22 protein-coding genes and 6 pseudogenes are annotated in these 20,764 nt (G+C 39.6%); 11 read left to right on the top strand and 17 right to left on the bottom strand.

Annotation, left to right across the window (positions count from 1 at the left end; all coding sequences use genetic code 11):
• The first annotated feature begins 43 nt into the window (after positions 1–43).
• Positions 44–1,027 carry a hypothetical protein gene (locus KA717_13445; GenBank protein ID UXE63527.1) on the top strand — a complete coding sequence of 328 codons (984 nt, stop codon included), beginning with the start codon at positions 44–46 and terminating at the stop codon, positions 1,025–1,027.
• Positions 1,028–1,182: 155 nt separating this feature from the next.
• Here KA717_13445 and KA717_13440 read toward each other — a convergent pair.
• Both KA717_13440 and KA717_13435 read right to left on the bottom strand, forming a co-directional pair.
• A pseudogene (locus KA717_13440) lies at positions 1,183–2,325 on the bottom strand (IS5 family transposase).
• 207 nt (positions 2,326–2,532) lie between these two features.
• Positions 2,533–2,736: pseudogene (locus tag KA717_13435) on the bottom strand (IS5/IS1182 family transposase).
• Positions 2,737–2,859: 123 nt separating this feature from the next.
• On the opposite strand from KA717_13435, the pseudogene KA717_13430 reads away from it, so the two are divergent.
• A pseudogene (locus tag KA717_13430) lies at positions 2,860–3,294 on the top strand (transposase).
• A 105-nt stretch (positions 3,295–3,399) separates the two neighbouring features.
• Here KA717_13430 and KA717_13425 read toward each other — a convergent pair.
• Together KA717_13425 and KA717_13420 are read right to left on the bottom strand one after the other, a co-directional pair.
• On the bottom strand, positions 3,400–4,212 hold the full coding sequence (locus tag KA717_13425) for an Rpn family recombination-promoting nuclease/putative transposase (protein UXE63526.1): 813 nt from the start codon (positions 4,210–4,212) through the stop codon (positions 3,400–3,402).
• Positions 4,213–4,360: 148 nt separating this feature from the next.
• Positions 4,361–4,489: pseudogene (locus KA717_13420) on the bottom strand (DUF4351 domain-containing protein).
• Positions 4,490–4,557: 68 nt separating this feature from the next.
• On the opposite strand from KA717_13420, the gene KA717_13415 reads away from it, so the two are divergent.
• The 4 genes from KA717_13415 to KA717_13400 all read left to right on the top strand — a co-directional run bounded on the left by KA717_13415 (position 4,558) and on the right by KA717_13400 (position 6,073).
• A complete protein-coding gene (locus tag KA717_13415) occupies positions 4,558–4,791 on the top strand; it encodes a hypothetical protein (protein UXE63525.1) in 234 nt (77 codons plus the stop codon).
• Between the two features lie 4 nt (positions 4,792–4,795).
• Positions 4,796–5,194 carry a PIN domain-containing protein gene (locus KA717_13410; GenBank protein UXE63524.1) on the top strand — a complete coding sequence of 133 codons (399 nt, stop codon included), beginning with the start codon at positions 4,796–4,798 and terminating at the stop codon, positions 5,192–5,194.
• Positions 5,195–5,582: 388 nt separating this feature from the next.
• Complete coding sequence (locus tag KA717_13405; protein ID UXE63523.1) at positions 5,583–5,795, top strand: hypothetical protein; 213 nt, start codon at positions 5,583–5,585, stop codon at positions 5,793–5,795.
• On the top strand, positions 5,747–6,073 hold the full coding sequence (locus tag KA717_13400) for a type II toxin-antitoxin system YafQ family toxin (protein ID UXE63522.1): 327 nt from the start codon (positions 5,747–5,749) through the stop codon (positions 6,071–6,073). The genes KA717_13405 and KA717_13400 overlap by 49 nt, the downstream gene beginning before the upstream one ends.
• Before the next feature lie 189 nt (positions 6,074–6,262).
• Here KA717_13400 and KA717_13395 read toward each other — a convergent pair whose 3' ends face one another.
• The 5 genes from KA717_13395 to KA717_13375 form a co-directional block, all read right to left on the bottom strand.
• Positions 6,263–6,622 carry a DUF5615 family PIN-like protein gene (locus tag KA717_13395; GenBank protein ID UXE63521.1) on the bottom strand — a complete coding sequence of 120 codons (360 nt, stop codon included), beginning with the start codon at positions 6,620–6,622 and terminating at the stop codon, positions 6,263–6,265.
• On the bottom strand, positions 6,619–6,912 hold the full coding sequence (locus KA717_13390; GenBank protein ID UXE63520.1) for a DUF433 domain-containing protein: 294 nt from the start codon (positions 6,910–6,912) through the stop codon (positions 6,619–6,621). Before KA717_13390 ends, KA717_13395 begins: the two co-directional genes overlap by 4 nt.
• Positions 6,913–7,103: 191 nt before the next feature.
• A complete protein-coding gene (locus KA717_13385) occupies positions 7,104–7,322 on the bottom strand; it encodes a Txe/YoeB family addiction module toxin (protein UXE63519.1) in 219 nt (72 codons plus the stop codon).
• 140 nt (positions 7,323–7,462) lie between these two features.
• Positions 7,463–7,672 (bottom strand): hypothetical protein, encoded by a 210-nt coding sequence (locus tag KA717_13380; protein UXE63518.1) that lies wholly within the window; start codon positions 7,670–7,672, stop codon positions 7,463–7,465.
• A gap of 256 nt (positions 7,673–7,928) precedes the next feature.
• Entirely contained in the window at positions 7,929–8,153 is a 225-nt protein-coding gene (locus KA717_13375) for a type II toxin-antitoxin system HicB family antitoxin (GenBank protein UXE64652.1), read from the bottom strand.
• 413 nt (positions 8,154–8,566) lie between these two features.
• Between KA717_13375 and KA717_13370 the strand changes: the two genes are divergently transcribed.
• Complete coding sequence (locus KA717_13370; GenBank protein UXE63517.1) at positions 8,567–8,827, top strand: type II toxin-antitoxin system Phd/YefM family antitoxin; 261 nt, start codon at positions 8,567–8,569, stop codon at positions 8,825–8,827.
• Positions 8,827–8,997 (top strand): type II toxin-antitoxin system RelE/ParE family toxin, encoded by a 171-nt coding sequence (locus tag KA717_13365; protein ID UXE63516.1) that lies wholly within the window; start codon positions 8,827–8,829, stop codon positions 8,995–8,997. The genes KA717_13370 and KA717_13365 overlap by 1 nt, the downstream gene beginning before the upstream one ends.
• A 513-nt stretch (positions 8,998–9,510) precedes the next feature.
• On the opposite strand, the gene KA717_13360 is transcribed toward KA717_13365, so the two are convergent.
• The 6 genes and pseudogenes from KA717_13360 to trpD form a co-directional block, all read right to left on the bottom strand.
• A complete protein-coding gene (locus tag KA717_13360; protein UXE63515.1) occupies positions 9,511–10,686 on the bottom strand; it encodes an IS4 family transposase in 1,176 nt (391 codons plus the stop codon).
• Between the two features lie 17 nt (positions 10,687–10,703).
• The gene (locus KA717_13355) at positions 10,704–10,898 is read right to left on the bottom strand and encodes a transposase (GenBank protein UXE63514.1); all 195 of its coding nucleotides are present in this window, start codon (positions 10,896–10,898) and stop codon (positions 10,704–10,706) included.
• 237 nt (positions 10,899–11,135) lie between these two features.
• Positions 11,136–11,255, bottom strand: a pseudogene (locus tag KA717_13350) (Holliday junction resolvase RuvX).
• Positions 11,256–11,473: 218 nt separating this feature from the next.
• Positions 11,474–12,811, bottom strand: a pseudogene (locus KA717_13345) (IS5 family transposase).
• Between the two features lie 102 nt (positions 12,812–12,913).
• Positions 12,914–13,126 carry a hypothetical protein gene (locus tag KA717_13340; protein ID UXE63513.1) on the bottom strand — a complete coding sequence of 71 codons (213 nt, stop codon included), beginning with the start codon at positions 13,124–13,126 and terminating at the stop codon, positions 12,914–12,916.
• Between the two features lie 97 nt (positions 13,127–13,223).
• Positions 13,224–14,267 (bottom strand): anthranilate phosphoribosyltransferase, encoded by a 1,044-nt coding sequence (trpD, locus tag KA717_13335; protein UXE63512.1) that lies wholly within the window; start codon positions 14,265–14,267, stop codon positions 13,224–13,226.
• Positions 14,268–14,417: 150 nt separating this feature from the next.
• Here trpD and KA717_13330 point away from each other — a divergent pair, with 150 nt between their 5' ends.
• Complete coding sequence (locus KA717_13330; protein UXE63511.1) at positions 14,418–15,308, top strand: amino acid ABC transporter substrate-binding protein; 891 nt, start codon at positions 14,418–14,420, stop codon at positions 15,306–15,308.
• Positions 15,309–15,458: 150 nt separating this feature from the next.
• Here KA717_13330 and KA717_13325 read toward each other — a convergent pair whose 3' ends face one another.
• On the bottom strand, positions 15,459–16,295 hold the full coding sequence (locus KA717_13325) for an SWIM zinc finger family protein (protein ID UXE63510.1): 837 nt from the start codon (positions 16,293–16,295) through the stop codon (positions 15,459–15,461).
• Between the two features lie 54 nt (positions 16,296–16,349).
• Here KA717_13325 and KA717_13320 point away from each other — a divergent pair, with 54 nt between their 5' ends.
• Together KA717_13320 and KA717_13315 are read left to right on the top strand one after the other, a co-directional pair.
• Positions 16,350–16,739, top strand: a complete 390-nt coding sequence (locus KA717_13320) for a hypothetical protein (protein ID UXE63509.1) — start codon at positions 16,350–16,352, stop codon at positions 16,737–16,739.
• A gap of 38 nt (positions 16,740–16,777) precedes the next feature.
• A complete protein-coding gene (locus KA717_13315) occupies positions 16,778–17,335 on the top strand; it encodes a hypothetical protein (protein ID UXE63508.1) in 558 nt (185 codons plus the stop codon).
• 126 nt (positions 17,336–17,461) lie between these two features.
• Here KA717_13315 and KA717_13310 read toward each other — a convergent pair whose 3' ends face one another.
• Positions 17,462–20,698 (bottom strand): DEAD/DEAH box helicase, encoded by a 3,237-nt coding sequence (locus KA717_13310; GenBank protein ID UXE63507.1) that lies wholly within the window; start codon positions 20,696–20,698, stop codon positions 17,462–17,464.
• Positions 20,699–20,764: the final 66 nt, after the last annotated feature.

Here is a 20,764-nt window from a genome sequence, read left to right as displayed (position 1 = left end):
CGGAAGTAAGAGTAGGCTGAAAAAAAGGTTAGTATATAAAAAAGTGAGCAAAAAACAAATGGCAAGACAACATCCTCGGAGAAAAGGAAACCCAGACTTACGTCGTAAGACAAATCAGCCAGGGGTAGAAATCCCTGAAATAACAAAAGAGTTGTTTGAATTACTAGAACCCACAATGTTTACACCATTAAAATATTTACAGGGAACTCATGAGAAAATGATGAGAGATAGGGTGTTAAATTTACCAGTAATGGTGGCATTAGTGTTAAGTATAGTGTATCGTCAAATAGCGGGTATAAGTGAAGCGGTAAGACTGTTAGAGGAAGAGGGATTGCTATGGGTAGCATCATTAAAAGTAAGCAAACAGGCAGTATCAAAAAGAATGATGAATGTGCCAGCCGAAATATTTGCAATATTACTAAAAGGAGTGTTAGAAAAAGCAGCCGAAAAAGGGAAGAAGCTCCAAGTAGGAGAAAAATGGGAAAAAATAAGAGAAAAGTTTAGTGCAGTGTGGATAGCAGATGGCTCAACGCTAGAGCAGATAAGGAAAAATATGAAAATAAGTAAAGAAGAAAAGAGTAAATTGGGGGGTAAAATAATGATGGTAGTGGAAGCCTTTACCCAAAGACCCGTTACTTTATGGTACACAGAAAATGATAAATCAAATGATAAAATATGGTGTGAAGAATTGGCAGCTAAATTACCAGAAAATGGTTTAATTCTCGTAGATATGGGATTTTTTAGCTTTGTGTGGTTTGATTTGTTAACAGAAGCTAAAAAGTTTTTTCTAACCAGATTTAGAGCGGGTACATCTTACAAAACCAAACAAGTATTGTCTCAAGGTAGTCATTACAGAGATGAGATTATCATTATGGGAAATTACCGTTCTAATCCTTGCAAGCATCCGGTGAGATTAGTCTCAGTATTATGGGGAACAATCTGGTATCAGTATTTAGGGCTTGCTGAAAAAGTCAAAAAACGAAAGAAATGTGGGTTAGGGAAGTATGGACTGAAAAAGCATAGATAACTTATCCTTATGGAAACAAATCAAAATACAGATTTTGTTTAATCTATTGTTCCTTTCTGTCTAAAAAGGTCAACACAAATCACTCCTCACAAAAGAGAGGAAAATTAACACCATTTTTCACAAGAAAAACGACTCTACAACTTTTTACTTTTTGTCTTCTGAAGTAGAGTAGAAAGATTCATTACCAAAAAGTTCATCGCAATTACCGTTTCCGAGGTCTCAGGTAGTTTGGCCATCACTCGACCAAGACTAAATTTCCTCTTTCCCTGTCCGAATTTACCCTCAATGGCATTACGCACTCTTTCATCTGAGCGTGCCTCTTTCTTTTTTTCTTTGCTCACCTCTTTCGGCGGTCTTCCCAATCGGGGACCACTCATTCTTATATCCCTTTCTTTACAATAAGCTCGATTCGCTTTTGTTCGATAGATTTTATCCACATGAACCGATTCCGGATAACATCCTGTTTCCCTTTTATATTCTTCTATTCGCGCTTGTAAATCTCCCGATTCGTTGTAATTATCCCAACTTAATTTGTCTAAGAAGACAAAGCCATTCACATTACTTGCCGATATTTTAGCTCCAAACTCTACTGCTTTTCCCGCTTTTCCACGCACTATTGGACGCACGTGAGGTTGGCTTACACTCACAATTCTGTTTTCTACTTTATTTGTCTTTTTTTCATACATTTCTAACTGTTGCTCATACACTTTTCCTATCGTTACAAGCTCTTCTTGCTCTTTTTTCGTTAGTTTTTCTAACTTTGCTCCCTCTTCTATCATTTTTTCTATATGAGACAAGTTTCTTTTTATATATCCTAGTTGTTTTTTTGTTCCTTTTCTTCTTTCTTTTTTTGACACACGACGTTTTTTTGCTATGGCTAAGTACTCTTTTCTTGCCACTTCCCTATAAGTCCTCGGCTTTTCTTTCCTTTTCTCTTTTATTTCTTCATACAGCTTATCTATTATTTTTTCTGTTTTTTCTCTGGCATCATTCAATATTCCTATATCCGTTGGATATTTTATATCTGCTGGTGTACAAGTCGCATCTAACAATAACTTTCCTTCATTTTCTTTTTTTTCTGACGCTACACCCGTCGCTTTTTTTTCTATTTCTTTATTAATTTTATTTATTAATTCCATTCCTATTTTTTTACGAAAATGAACCATCATTGACGCATTAAATGCTTCTTTGCTACTATAGCTTTCCATTCCTATAAAGTACTGTAAATAAGGGTTCTCTTTTATTTGTTCTACTGTTTCTCTGTCACTTTTTCCTGAAATTTCTTTGATAATTAGGGCTTGCTGAAAAAGTCCACAAAACGAACCTAGATGCCACAGGGCGCGAAAAATGGTGACTTCAGAGATCAGTTTCCAGTTTTACCTCATATTTTTCCAGCAAAGTGCATGGATTTTGAGCCTCCAAATGCCATAACCTTGCATCTGATCGTTTGTAAAATGCCTGAAAGTATTGTCTAGCAAGGATTTTATCCTTATTCAGCAAGCCCTAATTAATGCTCCTAATGCCATTCTAAATGATTTGGCTGGGGCTCCTTTTTTTTCTGTGAAGTTTTTTGCATATTCTTCCTCATATTCTTCCCAGGGAATCATTTTTGACATTTCTATCCAACGATTTTCTTCGTCTAACTGCCCGCCGAACAGATTTTTCAAGTTTTCTGGTGTTTCAATTGAGTACTGTTGCTTTCGGTACATCTGCTTTCTCTCTTCTTAATGCAATGGTTTTGAGGCATTCTACCCTATTTTCGTGCATTCTAGCGGTTCTTAATTCGCCTACTATTTTTCTCCGTAAAGGTTTCAGCTTTTTTCAGCAAGCCCTATTTAACAAATGTGTTGTCTCCCGAACAACTGTCCGCCGAAGAGGTCTGTGATTTATATCGAAGACGATGGACAATCGAAGAAGCCTTTTTATTAACGAAAAGACTTTTAGGACTAGCCTATTTATGGGTAGGGAATAAGAATGGTGTCCAAATCCAGATTATTTGCACTTTGATTTTCTATACGGTCTTAAATCAATTGGTAGGGGAAGTGGCGATTGCTCTAAATCAACCGAAAGAAAAAATCTCAGTAGAGATGGTGTTTCGGAGTCTATACTATGTAGCGAAGGCTATTGCTAGAGGAGAAAAGCCTGATACAGTAACCTATCTGGCTGAACGTGCTAAGTTATTTGGTTTGGTCAAAGCTGAGAGAAAGCGACATCGAGAAAAGGCCGCTCTCAATCAACAAATTTGGGAACCCATTCCTTTAAGTTGACACGGATGAACAGAAATGCGATCGCCGTTCTAATTTTGTTTTTCTCAAAAGCGATCACTGTTTCTATTATTTTTTTATAAAATGCGATCGCCCCACGATCCAAGTCTAAGAGTGCGATCGTATCCATTCATGCAAATCTTCGGGTTTCGTAAAATCCAACAATGCCTCACCCAAAGCCTCCAGTTGAGGGAGAGATAAGGCTTGAATCTGCGATCGCCTTTCTGGGGACACTTCACCAATCCGTCGTGTAAGTTGGCGCAGGACGAGCGATCGTTCACCTCTTTCTTCCCCTTCTTGGAGAATATCTTGATAAATTACAGACTGTTGCATAATGTCTCTCCGTAAAATCTGATTGATGAAGTCCCTCTTCAATAATAGCCCTGCCAGAATCCCTGTGGACGCAGCCACATTACTCTGCACCCTTAATTCTGGAATCGCCTCAATTCTTGCGGCCACCTGACGCAACGTTTGAGCAGCATCCGAAGTTTGTGTCAGTACAGCTAAAGGTAACAATCCTGTCGCTTTCAGAAATGGTTGAGTGGATTGTTCCCACAACCGAATGACCTCAAATTCATGACGAGTGCCAGGAATCTCAAACAGGTTTTGATAAACTAATTCCGATTTTGAACGGGTCAGATAAATGACCACTTGGCGCATTTGTTTTGTTGGAAAACGCCGAAAAACTCTCAGACGGTAATCTGCCATTCTGAAGCCCATTGTGGGGTCTGGTTCGGTCTGAAACTCAAGATGAAGGACAAAATTATCAGAATTCAGCAAAATCAAAGCATCCGCTCGAATCGGCTCAAGGGACAGTTCAGACGGGCTGAGTCGGGTCATGGCTACAGGTGTACCCAGTAACCAGGAAGCAAAATCTTCAGAAAAGCTCTCAGCGAGGAATTTACAAGTGTTATCGAACATTAAAAAAACTGTATCATTAATGACCGAGCTTTGCTACCAAATGGGGCCTAACAGAAATGCGATCGCCGTTCTAATTGTAATTTTATAAAAAAGCGATCGCCATTCCAATTTTGTATTTTATAAAAAGCGATCGCCCCACGATCCAAGTCTAAGAGTGCGATCGTATCCATTCATGTAAATCGTCGGGTTTCGTAAAATCTAACAATGCCTCACCTAAAGCCTCCAGTTGAGGGAGAGATAAAGCTTGAATCTGCGATCGCATTTCCGTGATGACTTCTCACCTCTAACTAAAATAACTAATAAAGGTTAAAATATTAACAACTAGCGATGAGGAAAGCCAAGACTATGTTACAGTCAGTAAAAGGGATTTATAAACAGGGACAAATTGAACTCTTAGAAAGTCCTAATCGGATCAAAGAAAGTCCTGTCATTGTCACATTTTTGACAACTGAACCCGACCTTAAAACTCAACAGTTGATGTATTTTGGAATGTTCGGAGGTGCGAATCAATCTACCGAGAATGATTTATTTAGTTCAGAATTTCACGGCGATTCAGATGACAATTTAGATTGGTCATAGCCTGATGAAATATGTTGTTGATACCCACGCCTTAATCTGGTTTTTGGAAGGTAATTCTCGCTTAGGAGAAAATGCCAAAAATGTTCTTTCTGACCCGACCAGTCAATTAATTTTGCCAGCCATAGCCTTAGCAGAAGCGGCTTGGATTGTTGAGCGAGGTAGAACGTCGATTCCTTCAGTTGTAGCATTACTAAATGCAGTAAATGCTGATCTTCGATTATTCATATATCCTCTAGATAAAGCTATCATTCAAGAGAGTCTCAGTCTATCTGCCATTACTGAAATGCACGACCGACAAATTGTTTCAACTGTGCTAATCTTGGCACATCAAGGAGAAATCGTAACTTTATTAACTTGCGATCAAAATATTACTACGTCTGGATTAGTTCCCATTTTCTGGTAGGTTTGATGGCTAAAATGACTTCAAAATCGTCCGACAAAAACTTTTAGGATAGAAGTGCGATCTCTTACTCAAAATTCTTGGGATAAAAGTGCGATCGCCATTTCCATTCTATTGTTATAGAAAGCGATCACCGTTCTAAATTCTATTTGCATAAAAAGCGATCATTTTAGATTAGTGCGATCGCCATCCCTATTCTCTTTTTATAAAATCTGATCGCCATTCTAATTCTAATTCTATTTTTATAATATGCGATCACTCCTTTCATTTAAAAGAGGTTAAATACTCTTTTTAAATTTAGAAAATAAAGTTCAATTATCCACAATATGACATCTGCCAACCCAATAACTGCTACAATTTAGGCGTAAAACTACCCTAAGTAGCTAAAACAATGACCAAAGCAACTTTTGCAGAAATATTAGACGCAACAGAACAACTTCCCCTAGAAGATCAAGAAAACCTTATTCACATTTTGAAAAATCGCCTGCGAGACCAAAAAAGAACAGAATTAGTTAAAGACGTTTACGAAGCCCAACAAGAATATGCCCAGGGTCAATGTCAACCCGCTACCCCTCAACAAATTATGGAGGAAATTCTTGCGTGAGTTTTGTTTTATTGCGTTCAAATATTTTTATTAGAAACGCTCGTAAAATCGTCAAAAAACAACCTTTTTTAGCTCAAAATATTCAAGACACCTTAGAATTATTACAACTTAATCCTTTTCACCCTAGACTAAGAAGCCATAAATTAAAAGGAGAACTGAAAGAATCCTATGCTTGCAGTGCAGGTTACGATCTTAGGATTATCTTTAAATTTGTTGAGCATGAAAACAAACAAGCAATTCTTTTAGAATCTGTTGGCACACACGATGAAGTTTATTAAAGCGATCGCCGTTCCTCTTGTGTTTTTATAAAAAGCGATCACGGTTCCTATTTGGGTTTTATAAAATGCGATCGCCCCACAATCTAAACCTAAAAGTGCGATCATACCCATTCATGCAAATCGTTGAGGAAGGCAAAAGTCAAAAATGATTGTTTTTGTAAGCGATCGCCATAGAAAAATCATAATTATTTAGCTCCAAACGCTCAAAAACTCAAGTCTATTCTCCATTTCTTCAGCAGACAAAGCACCAATCAATCTTAAAATTCGCCGCATTTGCTCACCAATACTATATTTTTGTTGTTGGGTTAAAATAATTCCCTGATGAAATTTATTTTCCTGTAAATACTGACGATGAAGAGCAAGATAATCACCGACATTGTAAGAATATAAAACCCTACCCTGACTTATCGCATAATCAAGATGCTCCCGATCATCCCGTTCAATCATCCCCTCCAAATTAGCTGTTGTTAAATCAACCCCACGACTCAGTAACGCCCTGACCAAATCTTCAGCCATTGCATCCTCATCTAAATAAAGACGAATTTTCATAATGGAACTTTCTGAGTTTGTAAATATTCTGCTTCAAGGCGTTTCTCTTGTTGCTCATCAGCCGCAATTTCAGCATCAATAATAGATTGGTGCGAGTGATAATAGGCTAACGCCGCATAAACTTGAGCTAAATTGAGATGGGAATATTGATCGACAATTTCCTCCGCACTGTATCCCAACTTATACCAAATCGCAATACGATGAACCGTTATACTAGTTCCAGCAATGCGGGGTTTGCCCTGTCGAATATCAGAAGAACTGATAATTAATCTGGTGCTATCGATAGCCATTGGCTTTGAGTATAATTTGAATTCTTATTCTTTATTTTAGCGCGATCTCCGATCTGTAGGTTAGGTTGACAAAGAGAAACCCCACATTCTACTAGAATTGTTTCGCACGAACGATGAAGTTTATAAACGCGATCACCGTTACAAATTCTGTATTTATAAAATGCGATCACCATTTCCGTAAGAACATTGAATTAGTAATGAAATCGACAAGAAAGAATCCTAATTTTATCCTCTAAAACCTCATAAACTAAACGATGTTCCTTATCAATTCTTCTCGACCAACAACCCGATAAATCATGCTTTAACTTTTCAGGCTTACCAATTCCTTGAAAAGGATCGCGTTGAACTTCCTGAATCAGCTTAATAATTTTTAAAGCCTGCTTGCGGTCATACTCAACCCACCAAGCCAAGTCGGCGTTGCTTAATCAGGGTATGAAATAGAATTTTGCATACATCTAGAAACCAGTGTGAGTCAATGTTTTAAAAATTGCATCTTTAGAGATTCATACCTCAAGTCAGCAACGCCGCCAAGTCTTCAAAAGCCAACCGATCAAATTCCAAGTTTTTCACAGACTTCCTCCAACTTCATCCCCCCCTGACGACTTTTCGCTGACAAAAGTCTTTCCCTCATTACGTCACTGCTTAACAAATAAGCCGTTTCTCGTTCAGACTCAATCTCGCGCCACAGGCCAATAGGAACAACAGCAGCGATCGTTTCGCCACTTTCATCAGATAAATATTGAATACTGACTTGACTCATTTTCCTTAACTTTCTTGTCTTATTAGCCGATTATAATAGGGGATCGCCTCTCTTCTCTCTTGATTTAAGAAACGCAACTATTTACACTCTATCATAACTCGATTTTTAACCAAGGCCATCATTTTTGATTAGGCGATCGCAGTTCCAATTCTGTTTTTATACAATGCGATCATTTTGAGTTAATATGATCGCCTCCCCCTCAACCCTCTCTAGAAAACTGCTAATCAGAAAATAAAATGCAAAGTATTCATGAAAATCACGATACAGTCTGAACTGTTTGGGGAACAGGCAAAAGCTTACCCGTCGCCTCATAATCCTCAATCAGTAATTCCAATACCTCCTGAGCATTTGCGATCGCTTCTTCATAGGTGTCGCCATGGGTAAAATATTGCTGTAGTGGGTGGCTAAATTCAGGTAACTCCACCAAATAGCAATCATCTTCATCAGACCAGACAACATTAACGCGGTATTTATAATTCATCATTCTCTCTCCTTTAGCGTATTTAACGCAGTCTTTACCAGTTTCTCAAGATACGCTTTCGCATCATCCCCATCTTGCCCCGCGATCGTGATCGGGAACTCTGGTAAAAGTGGATGAACTCACCTTTGATGGCTTCCCTTAGTTCTAATAACCTGAAATCCCGCTTTTGAGAGCGCGGATCTTAACTCTCTAATTTTCCTTGGCATAGGCTTATTATAAATTAGCCAGATCAAAACACTATTATAAATGGCTTTTAGCGATTCCAGAAGGAAAAAGCGTAGGTTACTACAACTAACGAGTGGCTAAATCAAGCGATCACCCCTTTAACCCATTCACAGTGCGATCGCCTCCCACTCCCCAAAAAAGGTATCTATAATTTGCTACGCTAAAAACAAAAAGAGGAAACCAACAAAATGGAAAAACTAACCGTTACTGCCGCCCAAGAAGATTTAATGAACCTAGTTAAATTAGTCACAGAAGAAAATAAATCCTATCAAATAGAGATTGCTGATAGTTCGGCTGTTTTGATCTCACAAAAAAACTATGAGAGCTTACAAGAAACCTTAGAATTACTTTCAATTCCTGGATTTAGAGAAAGTCTAGAAAGATCCCTACAACAAATAATTAATAATGAAACCTACTCTTTAGATGAAGTGTTGGGAGACATTGATTGATGATTTATGACGTTCGCTTTACCAAAGAGGTCAAAAAAGATATTTCAAAACTTACACCTAAACTAAAGCAAAAACTCAAAAAAATCATCCAAGATACGCTTATCACAAATCCTTATATTGGTAAAAAATTGACTGGAGACCTTGCTGGCTTCTTCTCTATCCGTTTATAAAGATCGTATTGTTTACACAGTTGATGATGAACAAAAATTGATCTATATTCACCGTGCAAAAACGCATTATGGAGAATAAAATAACGGAAAAAATTAACTGTTAATTTATTGTAAAAATGAGAGCTTTTCCCCTCATCTCCCCATTAACCCTCCCCACCTCAATCAAAAATTCCCTTCTTCCTCAACTTTTCCGCAATCAACCAACAACAATCTTCCTCGGAAAACCGTCCTTCACTTCTAGTTTGATCGCCGATCTGTTGGTTTGGTTGACAAAGGGAAACCTAAAATCTCACTAGAATTGGTTAGCACAGACGATGAGGTTTATGAAAGTGATCGCCCCTTAATGTCAAGAAAAAAGCGATCACCCCTTACTGTGAAGATAAACAGCGATTGCTCCTCCCCTGATTAAGAAAAAAGCGATCGTCCCTTACCGTGAAGATAAACGATTTTGTACTATTTTCCTAAAACCAGATCTTGACATCCTTATCCCCTCCATCTTCCTGACTTTTCCCGTTAAGTGCGGATTGCAAGCTGCCAGCCTTGGCAAAGGTCATGCAACTTCAACCAACCGCGCCAAAGGACTTGGATACCGAGAGGAGTTTTACGACGATGTTCAAGATAACCACCAAGAAAAGCAACAGACTCGACAGCCCAAGCAACAGTCAAAATAGGGGGAAGTTTTTGAGAGGCGGCTGCTTTTAACACCTGAAGTTGAAGAGGATTAAGAATTTCAATCGCGAGAGCATCGGGCTGGGTACGATGAAGATAAGTAACGTGTAAAAGTTCAACAGCAATGACACTTAAAAAACCCAAAAGAGTTTTCATTCCATCAGAGGCAAGTCGATAACGCTCACTCTGACAACCAGACTTAAGGACTTTATGAAATTCTTCAACCCGCCATCGGTAGGTGTACCAACGAAGAATAGTGACAGCCATCTCAATAGTCTCAACAACTTCTGTAGTCAGAAGCATCCAAGATAAAGGAGTTTCGCCTTCGGGACAATCGATTTCTGTCGCATAAACAGCATAGACATTCAACGGGTCACGATTATCAAAACGATAGGGAGTTCGTAGATTAACTGAGCAAAATCGGACGGCAAGCTTAACCTTCCGTGCTTTTCTTTTTCCTGTACTCGGAATCTCGATTTCTTGATGAAAACGAATCGGTTCTGATTCCAAATGTTGCCAAAGTCGTTCACTATTTTTGTCTAAACTACGATTATGAGACGCTCTGACCAGCACTCCTGTATGCTTGAGTTGACGCACTGAGTCAAAGACTTCTGAAACATCTCCTTCTCTGTCAAATACATGAATTACCCTCGTTGAACTTTCTACCTGTTTCTCACAGGTGTTTAGAGCCTCTACCCATTTGTAGGATTCTTTTTCCTCAAATGGTCTTTGACGAGCTGCTTTTCTTTGTTCTTTCTGTCTTTCTTTTTTCTGCTTCGCCGTTTCATCTGTTGGGGGCTTTTCTTTTACCTCCCTATTCCACAGTTTTTGCCATAATAAACCTAATACTTGTCCTTTTTCTGGCTCAATTGCTAAAGCACTATGCAGTATTAATCCATTCCCTCCTTTTCCAGTCGGCCCATACCCTTCCCTTTTTTCCTTGATATTGCGATAATCTAAGAAGGTCGTATCTCCGACTGATAGCATTATCTTATATTCTTCTACGGCGGCAGTTGTCATTTCACAGTGCGGCTCTATTATCTTGACAAAGTCTGTTTTCGGATTCCCAAAAATTCATAGGCCCTCTTTAACTCGTTTCCTCCCTTAAACACTTCTGATAAGGCTTTTCCAAACCCCTCACTTAACTTTTTCCCAATCGAGAAGGCACGATTGTTTAGCCTCTCGTCTCCCAATTCACAACTGGCAAAGTTTTTTGTCCACCATTCCAACATTTTTTGACCTGCCCTTTAAGATTTTCTCCATTTTACAGTCTCATACTCCCTTCATCCTTTGTTTTTGAAATTTGAACGATAAGCGGGATGATGGCTTCAGAATATTTTTTTCCTGTCAAGAGAATCATTACTCAAACCCTTGCCAGATAAAGCCTCTAGAAGTTTGCATTGCTGGATTTTGGACTTAACGGGAAAAGTCAGCTCCATCTTCCCCATCTCCCCATCTCCCTAGTCCCCCTACCTCCCCAGCCTCCGTTGATCCAACCATTGTTGCAAAATAATCTGAGCAGCCTGTTGATCAATTAAGCCCTTGTTCCAAGTCGAAAATCGTTTTTGTGCCTTTAATTTGGGCTTGCTGAAAAAGTCAAAAAACGAAAGAAATGTGGGTTAGGGAAGTATGGACTGAAAAAGCATAGATAACTTATCCTTATGGAAACAAATCAAAATACAGATTTTGTTTAATCTATTGTTCCTTTCTGTCTAAAAAGGTCAACACAAATCACTCCTCACAAAAGAGAGGAAAATTAACACCATTTTTCACAAGAAAAACGACTCTACAACTTTTTACTTTTTGTCTTCTGAAGTAGAGTAGAAAGATTCATTACCAAAAAGTTCATCGCAATTACCGTTTCCGAGGTCTCAGGTAGTTTGGCCATCACTCGACCAAGACTAAATTTCCTCTTTCCCTGTCCGAATTTACCCTCAATGGCATTACGCACTCTTTCATCTGAGCGTGCCTCTTTCTTTTTTTCTTTGCTCACCTCTTTCGGCGGTCTTCCCAATCGGGGACCACTCATTCTTATATCCCTTTCTTTACAATAAGCTCGATTCGCTTTTGTTCGATAGATTTTATCCACATGAACCGATTCCGGATAACATCCTGTTTCCCTTTTATATTCTTCTATTCGCGCTTGTAAATCTCCCGATTCGTTGTAATTATCCCAACTTAATTTGTCTAAGAAGACAAAGCCATTCACATTACTTGCCGATATTTTAGCTCCAAACTCTACTGCTTTTCCCGCTTTTCCACGCACTATTGGACGCACGTGAGGTTGGCTTACACTCACAATTCTGTTTTCTACTTTATTTGTCTTTTTTTCATACATTTCTAACTGTTGCTCATACACTTTTCCTATCGTTACAAGCTCTTCTTGCTCTTTTTTCGTTAGTTTTTCTAACTTTGCTCCCTCTTCTATCATTTTTTCTATATGAGACAAGTTTCTTTTTATATATCCTAGTTGTTTTTTTGTTCCTTTTCTTCTTTCTTTTTTTGACACACGACGTTTTTTTGCTATGGCTAAGTACTCTTTTCTTGCCACTTCCCTATAAGTCCTCGGCTTTTCTTTCCTTTTCTCTTTTATTTCTTCATACAGCTTATCTATTATTTTTTCTGTTTTTTCTCTTGCATCATTCAATATTCCTATATCCGTTGGATATTTTATATCTGCTGGTGTACAAGTCGCATCTAACAATAACTTTCCTTCATTTTCTTTTTTTTCTGACGCTACACCCGTCGCTTTTTTTTCTATTTCTTTATTAATTTTATTTATTAATTCCATTCCTATTTTTTTACGAAAATGAACCATCATTGACGCATTAAATGCTTCTTTGCTACTATAGCTTTCCATTCCTATAAAGTACTGTAAATAAGGGTTCTCTTTTATTTGTTCTACTGTTTCTCTGTCACTTTTTCCTGAAATTTCTTTGATAATTAATGCTCCTAATGCCATTCTAAATGATTTGGCTGGGGCTCCTTTTTTTTCTGTGAAGTTTTTTGCATATTCTTCCTCATATTCTTCCCAAAGAATCATTTTTGACATTTCTATCCAACGATTTTCTTCGTCTAACTGCCCGCCGAACAGATTTTTCAAGTTTTCTGGTGTTTCAATTGAGTACTGTTGCTTTCGGTACATCTGCTTTCTCTCTTCTTAATGCAATGGTTTTGAGGCATTCTACCCTATTTTCGTGCATTCTAGCGGTTCTTAATTCGCCTACTATTTTTCTCCGTAAAGGTTTCAGCTTTTTTCAGCAAGCCCTAATTTGTTTTCTGCCTCCACAGAAGTTAATCTTTCATCCACATATTCAACGGGCAAGGACAACATCTTGCTAAGACGGTGGACAAATTTTCTACCTGTAAATATACTCTGAACGGGTTGGAGCTTAACTTTTTGAAAATGCCTAAAATCTTTATCAGATGAGGATTTCAGCCCTTTTTGCGGGAAGTCCATTTCTTAGCCGTTTAGAGTATAATTCGTTGATAGATTATCCTGTGAAAACGGTACGATAGGGCTTTCGAGCTCGCGTCAGATGTAATCAACGAAAATTTTACAGCAAGAGAAATTTAACGAGATGCTCTAAGGTCTGCCAGGCTGCGCCACTAGCTAAAATATCCTTGGCGATCGCAATTCCCTGTGGATGATCTCCCCAGGTCACAGCTTTGCCCACCTGTAAAGCCAGGGACGCATTCAAGGCCACCGCCTCAGTTTGAGCTAAGGTTCCTTTGCCCTGTAAAACCTGGGTTAAAATCCTGACATTTTCTGCCACTTCTCCCCCTTTTAAGGATTCTAGCGATGCCGGTGTTAAACCCAATTGTTGAGGATCAAGGGTGGCAACCGACCGACTTTCTCCATTCAATAAAGCCATATCAGTGCGATCGCCTAAACCGGCCTCATCAAGGCGTTCCCGTCCATGCACAATGATGGCCTGTTCAATGCCCAATCGTTGTAGAGCGTCGGCCATTACCGTTAAAAATCGATCACTATAAACCCCAATTACCTGGCCGGTGGGTCGTAAAGGATTTACTAACGGCCCCAATAAATTAAAAATAGTTCTAATTTTTAAAGTTTTTCGCAGAGTGGCCACACTTTTCAGGGCCGGATGCCAACCTGGAGCAAAGAGAAAGGTAATGCCCACCGTTTCCACGGCTGCCGCAACTTTAGCGGGATCAGCACTCAAATTAATGCCCAAAGACTCCAACACATCGGCTGAACCCACCTTACTGGAGGCGGAACGATTGCCATGTTTAGCCACTTTTACACCGGCGGCGGCGGTCACAAAGGCCACTGCGGTGGAAATATTAAAGGTAGAACTGCCATCCCCTCCTGTACCACAGGTATCCACTAATGGCATGGTTCGCGTTTCTATACTAAAAGGTAGAGATTGAGCTTGCAATATTTGGGCCATCCCCGCTAATTCACTGGCTGAAACTCCTTTTGCCTGAAGAGCCGCCAAAATTGCACCGGATAGAACAGGGGCGATCGCCTCGTCTAACCAACCGAGCATCAATTGAGCCGCCTGGGACTGGTCAAGGGATTGGCGATCCAGTAATTGTTGAAGGAGGTCAGACCAAAAAGCAGAATCCTGATTCACCATAGGGCGTTAAGCGAAGGGTTTGTAGGCTTTATTTTAAGGGTTAATTAACCGTTTCTGTTACCAAGCATCTCAAGATTGTTGATTTTCTCGAAACATAAGTCTAAAAGTCACAGTCAAAGCAATTGCGTTATTTCCCCTAGCAAATCCATGAAAAAAGCCCTAGTCGCCTTATCTGTTCTAATCGCCCTCTCAATTCCGACACCGAGTTGGGCGGGAACGGTGCTAGATCGGATTAAACAGACAGGCACGATCAATGCTGGCACTCGTAAGGATGCGGTTCCTTTTGGCTATCTGGACAAGAAGGGTCAGTGGGTCGGTTATTCAGTGGACATTTTAGAACTGATTCGCAAACAGGCAGAAAAACAACTCGGCAAGCCCATTAAACTGAATCTCATTGAAGCAACAGCCGGCGATCGCTTTAATAAAATCAAAAATGGCACTATTGACGTTGAGTGTGCTTCTACTACCTTTACCTGGAAACGAACCCAAGAAGTGGATTTTTCGGTCAGTTATTTTGCCGATGGCACGAAGATTTTAACCAATCCCAAGTCCGGCATGGAATCCCTAGAATCTTTAGCCGGTAGAAAAGTAGGTGTCATTCCCAATACAACTAATGAACGGGCGATCAAACTTCAACAACCGGCTGCCCAATTAGTAGCAGTACAGGATCAAAGTGATGGACTGGCTAAATTAGAAAAGGGCGAAATTGAAGCCTTTGCTGGGGATGGCATTGTTCTAGAAGGCTTAAAAAAAGGAGCTAAAAATCCTAAAAGTTTAGTCGTCGTTCCTACCCTGCCCTATCAGTATGAGTCCTATGCCTGTTCTTTGCCGAAAGATGATTCGGACTGGCGTAATTTGGTGAATTATGCCCTAGTGCAGTATATGGAAGGCATTGTCAGCGATCAGACGGCAGCCGTTCAGGTTTTTGATAAATGGTTTGGAGAAGATGGCGTAGCACCCTATCCGAGAGACACCATTAATGAGTATTTTCAAGGCATTATTAATGGTTATGAATGGATTCCCATTATTGATTACTAACTTTAAGAACACAAAAGTAATTGTCAGCATAAGCGATCGTGCATTTAAATTAGATGATGATTTTACTAAAAAATCTGTAACAAGGGGCTTAAGCCCCTTGCCTAATATGTATTTGAAGTGATTAACCACTTAGTACCTAATAAAAGCAAATTAGTTAATCGTAAATTTTGCTCTGATCCGTTCATAAAATTCTTCCATGATGCTAAGAAAAGAAGAGTCCTGAGTCCAAAAAGCGGGAAAATCGCCTCCTTTTTTCACTAAAAGGGCTGGCACGATCGCCGGTGTAATCGGTTCTAAGGATTGAGGAACGCGCTTTTCTCCTAACCAAAAATCCTTCAATTCGCCCACCGCCGGAGTCGCCCCTGTTTTCGGCTGAGTAAAATAGGACGGTACAGCCTGGGCAACAAATTCCGACTCATCAAAGGAAGCAGACAGTAATTTTCCTAGGGGAGACTTAGCCAATTCCTGCTGTAAAGTGGTGCGGCTGATGCCTCGCAGTTCAAATAATAAAAAAGGATCGCGGTCTAATTCCGACGCAACCAAATAATAAACACCTGCAATATGTTTACAGGGATTACTCGAATCGGGACAGGAACAAGTGGTCTTAAAATCACGGCGATCGCGGGGCAGAAGTTGTAAGTTGAGTTCCGAAAAAGCTTCATCAATATTATCAGGAACCTCATTCATTAATAACTTCGCAATTAAACTAGCTTTAGAGCCAAGATAGGCGATCGCCTTTGACCAATCCTGACGCGAAATAGCTTTAATTTCAATTTTAGTGTTATAGGTCGGCTCTTTATAAACCCCAAAATAGGGATTCACTGACCCCCGCACCTTGGCTGTAATTACACCATCCTTAATTTCGTAGCTTTTAATTTTGCCATTACGAGCATAGGAGCGTCCTCGTCCCAGACGGGCAGAATCAGTAAAGGATTCCAGCGCATCAATAAAACGTTTGCCCCACCAGGTTTTGCTGAATTGTGCCATAATTTTTATGATTGCTAATGGTAAAAATAATTAATTTTTGAGCATAAATTTTGTGTGAGTGAATCACTGTCATCAACAAACTATTTTATATTACCCAAAACCCTTTATGCCTTCGGAAATCGTCAGTCTCCCCGTTTACCCCGTCCTGATATTGATATTGTCGTAGTAGATGAACTGGTTTATCCCACCGAACCCATTACAGGAGCCTCCAGTTTTGGCGACGTACAATTTGCACCATTATCGGGTCATTACCATAAAATAGAAGCAGGAACCCGATTGCCTTCTGGAATAGCCATCATTGCTGATGGTCGAGATGTCGGGGAAATCGTGCTCCCACTCACCATACAATTTATCCCAATCGCCCCATGCCGTTTACCGAATTTCAAGCCAAGTTTCTTAATTGCGGCTGGGTATATGGGGGCAAAAAAGCAATTTAGGGATTAAAACAGATTAATTATAGGAATTAATTACAGGAATTAATTATGTCATTAGTTTCTCAAGATCTAACGCTTTGGCAAGAGTTAGTTGATCAAGCTCACGCTTATCAGCAAGCCAATCAAGCTTTTTTTCAAAATTGTCAGGATCGCCTTGCTGTCATTAAAAAGGCTCTTCATCATCCTACACAAAGAAAAACGGCCCTAGATTTCTGTCGTTATTTGACCCTAGAAGAACGTCAAAGTTTATTAGATGATTTAGTTGCATTGGCAAGTGTAGGACATTCGGATATTGAACAGGTTCGACAAATTATACTATCGTTGCCCCAAGACTGGCTCTTGAATAACATTGAAAATAGTGCTAATCAGGTTTTGGAAAAGGCAACAGACGAGGAATATAGACGTTTACTAGAATTATATGTAAAAATTCATATTTCTATTACCCGAAAATTAATTAAGCAAGCTTTAAACAGTGATGATCTTGATATTTGCGAAGTAGGACAAGATTTTGACGATTATCTGAAAAAGACTCTTAACGATGAGCATCGTTCAATTAAGATAAAACCTACAACCATAGAAGATTATCGTCTGCTAGAGAACAAATAATTGTTGTCGTTAGAAAAGAAAGAACCTTTGTCGTCAGCGATTAGCCACAATCGAAAAAGAGCCGCGATCGCCGACAACCAGGAAAAAGCATTAGGACTAAGTTTACCAATTTATGTTTGCAATCAGTTAGACAATAGTTTGCTTATTTAAAGCAATCAGTTCCTTAAAACTGTCGTTGTCCAATTCCGTTAGCCAGGATTCATCGTTGCCAACAATTAAACCAGCCATTTTTTTCTTTTCCTCAATCATTTGATCGATTTTTTCCTCCAAGGTTCCTAGGGTGACAAATTTATGAACAAAGACATTTTTTTGTTGTCCAATCCGAAAAGCCCGATCCGTTGCCTGATCTTCTACCGCCGGATTCCACCAACGATCAAAGTGGAAAACATGATTCGCTTTGGTGAGGGTAATACCAACCCCGCCCGCCTTGAGGGAAAGGACAAAGGCCGAAGGATCGGTTTCAGGATCTTGAAATTCGGTAATCATTTTTTCCCGCTTTTGACGACTCGTACCACCATGCAAATAGAAGGTATTACAGTGAAATCGATGTTTGATAAAAGAATTTAAGGCGTCTCCAATCTCGGTAAATTGGGTAAAAATCAACAGACTTTCCCCTTCCGCCAAGACCTCCTCCAGCATTTCCCCTAAACGCTCCAATTTATGCGATCGCTCACTGGTAAAATCGCTATTATCCTGAAGAAATTGACGAGGATGATTACAAATTTGCTTCAGTTTCATCAAGGTGGAGAGCATTAAACCCTTGCGTTGAATCCCTTCTACCTCTTCTAATTGTTTGCTAACATCTTTTACCACTACTTCATACAAAGAGGCCTGTTCCTTGGTGAGGTTACAGTATTGTTTATGTTCCACTTTATCCGGTAAATCCTTGATAATTTGCTTGTCGGTTTTGACCCGTCGCAGAATAAATGGCTCCACTAATTTTTTCAAAGTAGCCGATTGGACGCGATCGCCTTGACGTTGGATCGGAATTTCAAAGATTTTCCGAAACTGAGGCTCTTTGCCAAGATAACCCGGATTGAGAAAATTAAAAATTGACCAGAGATCCAGTAAGCGATTTTCAACGGGGGTTCCCGTTAAGGCGAGACGATAATTAGCCTCAAGTTTTAAGATTGCCTTCGTTTGAGCCGCTTGAGGATTTTTAATATTTTGAGCTTCATCTAAAACAATCCGTTGCCAGGTCAGACTATTAAATAATTTGGCATCTTTCCGAACTAGAGTAAAAGACGTAATAATCACATCTTGCTCTAAACAAGCGGCTTTAAATTCAGCTTCATTCTGATAACGTTTACTGCCATGATGAATTAAACTTTTGAGATGGGGAGCAAATTTTTCCAGTTCCTTTTGCCAGTTACCCACCACTGAAGTCGGGGCAACTAAAAGGGTTGGAGCAATACTATTCGCTAGATCAGCCTGCTCACGTTCTTGAATCAATCGGGCAATGACTTGAATCGATTTACCTAAACCCATATCATCAGCTAAACAACCATTTAAACCCAAATTCTCTAAAAATTGGATCCAAGCCACACCCCGTTTTTGATATTCTCTTAAATTCCCCTGCAATTGTTCGGGGTTTTCTATGGGTTCCATCTGACTAGGATTTTGCAATTTTGCCATCATTTCTGCCAAGGTTGCATCGGTTTCCACTTCTAGCGTATCTGGATTTTCCGAGGCTTTTTGGAGTAATTCCAACAAGGTCATTTCAGGATTTTCCTGCTGTTGACTTTGCCAGAAAGTCAGCATTTTAGCCATTTGTTCTTGGTCTAATTCCACCCATTGCCCGCGAAATTTGATTAATGGGCTTTTGGCTTTGACCAATTGTTGCCATTCTTTTTCAGAAATGACTTGATCTCCTAGAGACAATTCATAGTGATATTCAATAATATTTTCCAGGCTAAAAATCCCTTTACCCGCAGATTTAGGAGCCGATTTTTTCCCTGAAGCTTTGAGACGCAGTTTTGCCCGTTGTCGTCCAGTGGGAGTCCACCAGGCGGGGACAATAACCTTATAACCTGAGTCTTCTAAAATCCAAGCTGTTTCTTTTAGAAAAGTAAAAGACTCTTCTAGCGTTAATTTGAAACCAGTGGGCTTATCGGTTTCTAATCCTTTCCAAATCGCCGGATAGATACGGGCTGCATAACCTAATTGTAAAATGAGTTCCTTTTCAAATTCACTGCCAAATTGTTGTTGAATTTCTTTTTTCCTTTTGTCCCCTCGATACCAATAATCATTAAGGGCAAGTTTGAGAGAGGGGTCGGTTTTCAGGGCAACTAAAAATTCTATTTGCCAATCATTAGGCGATGTCTCTGAACCTTCTTTTAATTTAAAACAGAGGTAAAAACTGGATTCAGCCTGTACGCCAATAAGTTTTGTCTTCCAATCTTGCCATTGTTGATACTGTTTATAAGTACCGACATCGGTGGCCGGTGACTGATCGGTATCACTGGCCAAACATCGTGAGATCAGGGAATCTTCTCCTAATTTTTTCTCAAAGGTAGCGGGTAGAGCAATATGCTTGAGCGTGCTATGTAGTAAAACTTCGGAGAAATGACGTAATAGGGTTTCGCGATCATAAAAGATTAGTTCAGAAGGTTTGTAATCTAAGCCTGCGACACAAGCCAAAGGCATAAAACTAACAGCCTGTTGCAAATTGTCTGCGTAGGATTCACCTAAAATTTCCCAGCCAGGATAGATCTCAAAGGCGGCTGTTTTAGCTTGGGTTTTACTTTGTTTTTTAGCGCGGTCACGAAGTGTGCCTTCGGCATCGCCTTTCCCTAAACTCGATTCCCGATACTTTAGAGCCGGAATATATTGATCTTTTAAAATAATGCCTGAGAATAGGTGTAAATAGTAATGCCAAAATAATAAGTCTGAACCTAGTTGAAAATCCCCCAAATTGTAGCGGGTTAAAAAATATAAATCATTTAAAAACTTAATTAAGGTACTGACTTTAGGATAGTTTGACGACCAGGGTTCGAGAGCGAGAGGCACTAGGTAACAATCAATTTCCCAGGCTTGCCAGGTTTGGGCTTCAAGCTCATTGGCATCTTCCAAATAACGGCTTAATTCTGGGGAGGGAAGGGGCTGGCCATCGGCGGTCGGTAGAATAAAATATTTGGGGGAGAGATAATTCGTTAATTTAAAATAGGGTGATGTCTTAATGCCTAATTCATTGATTAAAAAATCAGCTAATTCGGCTGCGGGGAGATGGGTGGGGGCGTGGTCTCCGCTAAGATTTTTATTCTTTTTACCGTTCGTATCCGTCTCTATCCAAAGCGCAAACGCACCAGACTGAACAAAACTATCGTCATGGTGCGGAATCCAAGTTCCGTGAAGGATTTTCATTGTCACCTCCTAGCTCTACTGACTACTTAACTGAATTTTAATCTATAAGCGAAATTTAACACTGTT

It is taken from the genome of Woronichinia naegeliana WA131, assembly GCA_025370055.1.
Classification (GTDB): domain Bacteria; phylum Cyanobacteriota; class Cyanobacteriia; order Cyanobacteriales; family Microcystaceae; genus Woronichinia; species Woronichinia naegeliana.
Note: the sequence above shows the minus strand (reverse complement) of the source record. Positions and strands in the feature narration are given on the sequence as shown.

Excerpts from the sequence above, each read along its gene's own strand:
- KA717_13315 (UXE63508.1), top strand. The coding sequence starts at position 16,778 with ATGTCATTAGTTTCTCAAGATCTAACGCTTTGGCAAGAGTTAGTTGAT.
- KA717_13425 (UXE63526.1), bottom strand. The coding sequence starts at position 4,212 with ATGTTCGATAACACTTGTAAATTCCTCGCTGAGAGCTTTTCTGAAGAT.
- KA717_13390 (UXE63520.1), bottom strand. The coding sequence starts at position 6,912 with ATGGCTATCGATAGCACCAGATTAATTATCAGTTCTTCTGATATTCGA.
- KA717_13310 (UXE63507.1), bottom strand. The coding sequence starts at position 20,698 with ATGAAAATCCTTCACGGAACTTGGATTCCGCACCATGACGATAGTTTT.
- KA717_13395 (UXE63521.1), bottom strand. The coding sequence starts at position 6,622 with ATGAAAATTCGTCTTTATTTAGATGAGGATGCAATGGCTGAAGATTTG.
- KA717_13415 (UXE63525.1), top strand. The coding sequence starts at position 4,558 with ATGTTACAGTCAGTAAAAGGGATTTATAAACAGGGACAAATTGAACTC.
- KA717_13380 (UXE63518.1), bottom strand. The coding sequence starts at position 7,672 with ATGAGTCAAGTCAGTATTCAATATTTATCTGATGAAAGTGGCGAAACG.
- KA717_13325 (UXE63510.1), bottom strand. The coding sequence starts at position 16,295 with ATGGCACAATTCAGCAAAACCTGGTGGGGCAAACGTTTTATTGATGCG.
- KA717_13410 (UXE63524.1), top strand. The coding sequence starts at position 4,796 with ATGAAATATGTTGTTGATACCCACGCCTTAATCTGGTTTTTGGAAGGT.
- KA717_13330 (UXE63511.1), top strand. The coding sequence starts at position 14,418 with ATGAAAAAAGCCCTAGTCGCCTTATCTGTTCTAATCGCCCTCTCAATT.
- KA717_13360 (UXE63515.1), bottom strand. The coding sequence starts at position 10,686 with ATGACAACTGCCGCCGTAGAAGAATATAAGATAATGCTATCAGTCGGA.
- KA717_13340 (UXE63513.1), bottom strand. The coding sequence starts at position 13,126 with ATGGACTTCCCGCAAAAAGGGCTGAAATCCTCATCTGATAAAGATTTT.
- KA717_13355 (UXE63514.1), bottom strand. The coding sequence starts at position 10,898 with ATGTTGGAATGGTGGACAAAAAACTTTGCCAGTTGTGAATTGGGAGAC.
- KA717_13400 (UXE63522.1), top strand. The coding sequence starts at position 5,747 with ATGTCAACCCGCTACCCCTCAACAAATTATGGAGGAAATTCTTGCGTG.
- KA717_13365 (UXE63516.1), top strand. The coding sequence starts at position 8,827 with ATGATTTATGACGTTCGCTTTACCAAAGAGGTCAAAAAAGATATTTCA.
- KA717_13375 (UXE64652.1), bottom strand. The coding sequence starts at position 8,153 with ATGAATTATAAATACCGCGTTAATGTTGTCTGGTCTGATGAAGATGAT.
- KA717_13405 (UXE63523.1), top strand. The coding sequence starts at position 5,583 with ATGACCAAAGCAACTTTTGCAGAAATATTAGACGCAACAGAACAACTT.
- KA717_13370 (UXE63517.1), top strand. The coding sequence starts at position 8,567 with ATGGAAAAACTAACCGTTACTGCCGCCCAAGAAGATTTAATGAACCTA.